6 protein-coding genes are annotated in these 5474 nt (G+C 62.3%); 4 read left to right on the top strand and 2 right to left on the bottom strand.

The window, feature by feature from the left end:
• Window positions 1-40: 40 nt before the first annotated feature.
• Window positions 41-604 (bottom strand): methyltransferase domain-containing protein, encoded by a 564-nt coding sequence (locus tag VJ307_05070; GenBank protein ID HJX73510.1) that lies wholly within the window; start codon window positions 602-604, stop codon window positions 41-43.
• 172 nt (window positions 605-776) lie between these two features.
• Entirely contained in the window at window positions 777-1703 is a 927-nt protein-coding gene (gene trxB / locus VJ307_05065) for a thioredoxin-disulfide reductase (protein ID HJX73509.1), read from the bottom strand.
• 215 nt (window positions 1704-1918) lie between these two features.
• On the opposite strand from trxB, the gene VJ307_05060 reads away from it, so the two are divergent.
• The 4 genes from VJ307_05060 (at window position 1919) to VJ307_05045 (ending at window position 4954) form a co-directional block, all read left to right on the top strand.
• Entirely contained in the window at window positions 1919-2056 is a 138-nt protein-coding gene (locus VJ307_05060; protein HJX73508.1) for a hypothetical protein, read from the top strand.
• 38 nt (window positions 2057-2094) lie between these two features.
• Window positions 2095-2466, top strand: a complete 372-nt coding sequence (locus VJ307_05055; GenBank protein HJX73507.1) for a pyridoxamine 5'-phosphate oxidase family protein — start codon at window positions 2095-2097, stop codon at window positions 2464-2466.
• A 57-nt stretch (window positions 2467-2523) separates the two neighbouring features.
• Window positions 2524-3675: a PQQ-dependent sugar dehydrogenase gene (locus VJ307_05050; GenBank protein HJX73506.1), complete on the top strand. Its 1152-nt coding sequence runs from the start codon at window positions 2524-2526 to the stop codon at window positions 3673-3675.
• Between the two features lie 133 nt (window positions 3676-3808).
• Window positions 3809-4954: an ABC transporter substrate-binding protein gene (locus tag VJ307_05045; protein ID HJX73505.1), complete on the top strand. Its 1146-nt coding sequence runs from the start codon at window positions 3809-3811 to the stop codon at window positions 4952-4954.
• The last annotated feature ends 520 nt before the right edge of the window (window positions 4955-5474 follow it).

The raw sequence follows: 5474 nt of genomic DNA, 5'->3' as shown, positions 1-5474 counted from the left end.
CGGCACGCGGCTCCGGCGGTGGGAAGCGGGCGACCCGCCGTTATTTCCTTGCCTCGTAGATCCGAAGGGGCGGCAGGTTGAGCATCTCGTACTCGACCCGCACGAAATCGAAAATCCGGTCCAGATGCGCTTTCAGGTGGTTGTTGGACTGGTAGAACGTCTGGTAGGCGAGGAACTTTCCTCCCGGCCGCAAGGCGGTGAAGGAGTTGCGAAGAATCCGGTCTTTGAGGCTTACCGACAGGAAGGAGAAGGGGATCCCGGAGATCACGTAGTCAGCGGAGGGTTTCCTCAATTCCTGCAGGATTTCGTGGATGTTCGAGGCGCAGTCGTTGACGACGATCGCCCTCGGGTCCCGGACCTTCTTCCGCAGGAGGTTCGCGAAGTTGGCGTTGCGTTCGATCATGATCAGGAGGGAATCGGGCCCCATCCTCGTGAGCAGGTAATTCGTGAAAACGCCGGTCCCGGGTCCGTATTCCACGACCAGGCTGCAGCGCGAAAAGTCGATCTTGCTGCACACTTTTTTGACCCCGAAGTCGGAGGTCGGGGTGATGGAGGCGATGTACTTGTCCGTGATGAAGTTTTTCACGTACGACAGTGTGCTCATCTTCTTCGGTTCACCTCTTCGCGTTTCCCCGGGAGAGGAGCCGTCCCCGGGGAACCTATGATCATGATGGGAAGGAAGACATATCATAAGCAATTTCCGGGGCGGCCGCCAGTCGAAAATCGTCTTGTTCCCACAAGGCTTCGTACCGCCGTGATCCGTTTCCGCTCCCCCGTCAGCTTCTCTCCTGCAACTCGAGCCACCGCTCCGTGTCGATGGCGGCGCGGCATCCGCAGCCGGCCGCGGTCACTGCCTGGCGGTAGACGAAGTCGTGGACATCGCCCGCGGCGAAGACGCCTTCGACGCTGGTCCTTGACCCGTCCCGCACAACGAGGTAGCCCTTTTCCATCGCGAGCTGCCCCTCGAAGATTTTGGTGTTCGGCTCGTGCCCGATCGCGAGGAAGACCCCGTCGGTTTTCCGCGTCTCCTCCTTCCCGTCTCCGGTGTTCCGGATTTTCACCGCGGTGACCTCCTTCTTTTCGGGGTCCAGGATGTCCGTGATCACGGAGTTCCAGAGGAACTCGATCTTTCGGTTCTTCCTGGCGCGGTCCGCCATGATCTTGGAGGCCCGGAGCTGGTCGCGCCGGTGCACGATGGTGACCCGCCTCGCGAATCTCGTGAGGAAGATCGCCTCTTCGGCGGCCGTGTCCCCCCCTCCCACCACCATCACCTCCTTTTCCCGGAAGAAGGCGCCGTCGCACGTCGCACATGTGGATACCCCCCGGCCGAGCAGTTTCTTCTCGGCTTCCAGGCCGAGCATCTTGGCCGAGGCGCCGGTGGCGATGATCAGGGATTCCGCCTGGTAGGTGTTCTCCTCGGTCGTCACGGGAAAGGGCCGCCTTGCGAGGTCGACCCCGGTCACTTTCTCCATGCGGTATTCCGCCCCGAAACGCTGCGCCTGCTCTTTCATGAGGGCGACGAGTTCCGGCCCCTGAATGCCGTTCGGGAACCCGGGGAAGTTTTCCACATCGGTCGTGAGGGACAACTGCCCGCCGGGCTCGTGTCCTTCCAGAACGAGGGGGGAAAGGTTCGCCCGGGCCGTGTAGATGGCGGCCGTGGATCCTGCGCAACCGGATCCGAGAATGATCACCTTGTGAGCCATGGCTGCTCCTCCCGAAGTTTGGCTGTCTTGGTGAAGTGTGCCCGCCGCAAGGAAAACTTGTCAAGCCTTCCCCCTGTTCCCGGGGAGGTTGAATCGATCCGATGGCGCGCGCATCGAACCTTTGTAAACCAAGAGGACCAGGAAAGGGGGAAACGTTATGTGCAAGACGTGCGGTTGCGGCGGAAAAAAATAATTCGGTGCATGAGAGAAAACCCGTGAAGGGGAGAGAGAACCCTCTCCCCTTTTTTTATTCTTTGGTCGCCCAGCTGCTGGTCGCCGGTCGAAACGGATTCGGGCAGGGGGAGAGCGAAGACGACCGGGCCGCGAACCTCGTGGAGGTTTCGCGAATCTAACTATTTTGGAAAAAGGATTGCCAAAGAAGGAGGGAAAGATGAAACTTGCGGACCATTTCCAACCCGGCGGGAAAGGGGTGATGGCGACCGCGGGCGCGGATGGAACCGTGAACACGGCCATCTATGCCATGCCCCATGTGAGCGGTGAGAACACCCTTGCCTGGGGGATGACGGAGAGGCTTACGTATCGGAACCTCCGGGAGAACCCGAGCGCATCCTACCTGTATATCGCCCCCGGAAACCGGTATGAGGGGATAAGACTGACCCTGAAGCTCAAGGAGATCCGGGATTCCGGAAAGCTCCTCGACACGATCCGGGGGAAGACCAGGGAATCGTCGGGGGAGGGGGCCGCCAATGCCCTCAAGTACGTCGCCTTCTTCGAGGTCGTCGAGGAGAGGCCCCTCGTGTAGAGGACGTCCGCCGGAAGTCCCGGCGACGTTTCACGGGTTGCGGGAATAGGGGTCCCCATGATACCGGGACGCGTTCTTTTGGTCTTGATGACGGTTCTTTTTTCATTTCTGTTTCTGTCTCCCGCCGCATGCGACACCTCGTCGCGTCTCAAGTCGATCCGGCTTCCGGCCGGCTTCAAGGTCGAAATGTACGCGCCGGATGTGCCGGGCGCCCGCTCCCTGGCGCTCGGAGACCGGGGTACGGTATTCGTGGGAACCCGGGGGGAAGGCAAGGTGTACGCGGTCGTGAACCCGGGAGGGGTCCCGGGAGGCGCCAAGGTGATCGTCCTGGCGAAGGGTCTTCACAGCCCGAACGGAGTGGCGTTCCGGGACGGTGCCCTGTACGTGGCGGAGATCAGCCGCATCCTCCGGTTCGACCGAATCGAGTCCCGTCTTGCGGATCCGGGATCGCCGGTCGTGGTGAATGACGGCTTCCCCCGGGAAACCCATCACGGATGGAAGTTCATCGCATTCGGGCCGGACGGGAGGCTCTATGTTCCGGTAGGCGCCCCCTGCAACGTCTGCGAGCGGGAAGATCCGCGGTTCGCCTCGATCCAGAGAATGCGGCCCGACGGAACCGGACAGGAAACGTTCGCCCGCGGCGTGCGGAACACCGTCGGGTTCGACTGGGACCCATCCACGAAGGAGCTCTGGTTTACGGACAACGGGAGGGACTGGCTCGATGACGACCTCCCCCCCGACGAACTGAACCACGCACCGGGGAAGGGGCTCCACTTCGGTTTTCCGTACCGGCACGGAAAGGAGATCCCCGACCCGGAGTTCGGAAAGAAAAAGATTCGGGAGGAATTCGTCCCTCCGGCATGGGAGCTCGGGCCCCATGTGGCTGCCCTCGGGATGCGTTTCTACACCGGGACGATGTTTCCGGAGAAGTACCGGGGCCATATATTCATTGCGGAGCACGGGTCGTGGAACCGGAGCACGCCCATCGGATATCGGGTAACCCTCGTCCGTGTCGAAAGCGGCCGGGCAACGGGATACGAGGTGTTCGCGGAGGGCTGGCTGTCGGAAGGACGGGCATGGGGACGCCCGGTGGATCTCCTCGTGATGCCCGACGGGGCGCTTCTTGTCTCCGACGACAAGGCGGGTGCGATCTACCGGATCTCCTACGAAGGGGAAAAAGGGAAAACCGGGGCGCCGGGAAGTTCGTGAACGCCTCGCGACTGGGAGGCGAGGGGCTCCCCACCGGACCATTCCGTGAAAAAACTGTTGGCGACAGGGAAATCCGGAATAGAATTGGAGGGCGCTCACCGAAAACCCCGCACAGGAAAGAAGGAGGAGAGAGGTGAGAAAGAGAATGTCGCTCCTTGCGATGGCCGTTCTCCTGGCAGGGCTTTCCCCCGGCTGCAAGACCCCCCCCACGAAGGAAATCAAGATCGGCCTGATCACCCCGCTGTCGGGAGATGTGAAGACGTTCGGCGAGTCGGTGAGGAACGCATTCGAGATCGCGGTGGAGGAGGCGAACGCCAAAGGCGGCGTCGCGGGAAGGAAGATCAAAACCTTCATCGTGGACGACAAGAACGACCCCACCGAAGCGAGCAACGCAGCGAATCTGCTCATCAACCAGCATGGGGTACAGGCCATCGTCGGTTCGGTCACGTCGAAGACCACCATCCCGGTATCCGATCTTGCCCAGAGCTCCCGGATCCCCACGATCACAGGCACCGCGACGAACCCGAAGGTCACCGTGGCGGACGGAAAGCGGAAGGACTACATGTTCCGCGCCTGCTACACGGACTCTTTCCAGGGGACGGTGATGGCGAAATTCGCCCGGGATACGCTTCACGCCGCGACAGCGGCCGTCCTCTACGACGCCTCCAATGACTACTCCAAGGGGATCGCCGAGGTCTTCCGGGACGCATTCCTCCGCATGGGGGGAAAGGTGCCGGCCTACGAGTCGTACGGGAAGGACGACGTGGATTTCTCGGCGCTGCTCACCAAGGTGAAGGCGACGAAGCCGGAGGTCCTCTTTCTGCCCGATTACTACAACAAGGTCGGCCTGATCGCGAAACAGGTGAAGGAAACGAAGGTGAACGTGACGCTGATCGGACCCGACGGCTGGGATTCCCCGGAACTGGTGAACGTGGCGGGGGATGCGATCGAGGGGGGGTACTTCTCCAACCATTACTCGCCGGAGGATACGCGCCCCGAGGTCGTGAACTGGGTGAAGAAATACAGGGAAAAGTTCCAGCAGACGCCGGACGCCCTGGGGACCCTTGCCTACGACGCCACCAACATGCTGCTGGAAGCGATCCGGAAGGCGAACAGCGGCGACCCCGGGAAGATCCGGGATGCGCTGGCGTCGCTTTCGGGATTCGAGGGGGTTACCGGAAAGTTCACGATGGACGAAAACGGAGACCCCATCAAGAGCGCCGTCATCATCCGGATCCAGGGCGGGAAACAGAAATTCCTCCAGGTCGTGAATCCCTGACGGCCCATCCCGAATTGCCGCAGCGTGGAACAAATCGCTCGTGTACCGTCTCGTAAATGACGTGACGCACTGATCCGCCGCCGGGATAGCCCAGGACAGGCGGCCAATCCGCGCACGGGCTCGCCGGCCTCCAGAGATCCATTCCCTCAGATCCCGGCATTCGAGGGCCGCTGCAGGGGGCCGGTCCCCGGAAGGGTTTCGTCGCGAGACAAGGGAGACCCGAGGCGAGGCGGGCAAGCGCAGGAGCGAGCGCGGAGGCGTACGGGAAGTACGCCGCACAAGCGAGCGACGAGCACGCCCGACGCAGCCCGGGGATCGCTTGTCGCAGCAGAAAAGGCAGCCCTGTTGGCGACCGGCGCCTGCGGCGAGGGAACGCACCGCCAGCCCTTTGTCGGACTCCCTGCGCCCGGCTCGGCGTACCGGGAGTACGCCTGCGCCGTGCTCGGTCGTCCTTCGCGGTCTGACGGCGCATCCGCTTCGCCTCGGCTGCCGACCCTTCCGGGGACAGGCCCCTCGCTCC

This window comes from Candidatus Deferrimicrobiaceae bacterium, assembly GCA_035256765.1.
In the GTDB taxonomy this organism is placed as follows: Bacteria; Desulfobacterota; Deferrimicrobia; order Deferrimicrobiales; family Deferrimicrobiaceae; genus CSP1-8.
This window is presented reverse-complemented; position numbering and strand designations above follow the sequence as displayed.